Source organism: Streptomyces regalis (assembly GCF_001509475.1).
Lineage (GTDB): Bacteria > Actinomycetota > Actinomycetes > Streptomycetales > Streptomycetaceae > Streptomyces > Streptomyces regalis.
Genome location: NZ_LLZG01000296.1, coordinates 1 through 306, shown reverse-complemented (window position 1 = coordinate 306; position 306 = coordinate 1). Strand labels below are relative to the sequence as shown.

The window sequence follows — 306 nt, the reverse complement described above, 5'->3', positions numbered from 1 at the left end:
GCCGGGAGGAGGCCGTAGGGCCTCGCGGCCTTAGTTTCGGCCTGGGGCTCTTCCTGGAGCGCTACTTCGGCCAAGGGGTGCGGCTGTCGGTGCGTCGGCTCTCGGTGTTCACCTCGCCCGCCGGTTCGACCTATTCGTGACGACACCAACTTCAGGCACAGCCATGCCTGAGGCGAAGGAGCCCGTAGTGGTCTTCGGCGTTTGCATTCTGACCACTCCGTACGCGCCCTTCAACCCCGCTCGCACCGACTCTGCGTCCTCCAGGTCGCCGGTATGCAGGATCGCGCCCAGCTCGCGCAGCTCCTT

The 306-nt window shown here is 66.3% G+C and carries 1 protein-coding gene; it reads left to right on the top strand.

Annotation, left to right across the window (positions count from 1 at the left end; all coding sequences use genetic code 11):
* Window positions 1-140, top strand: a 140-nt coding sequence (locus ADL12_RS57800; RefSeq protein ID WP_279617171.1) for a DUF6081 family protein, incomplete at its 5' end; no start/stop codon positions are given.
* Window positions 141-306 lie beyond the last annotated feature (166 nt).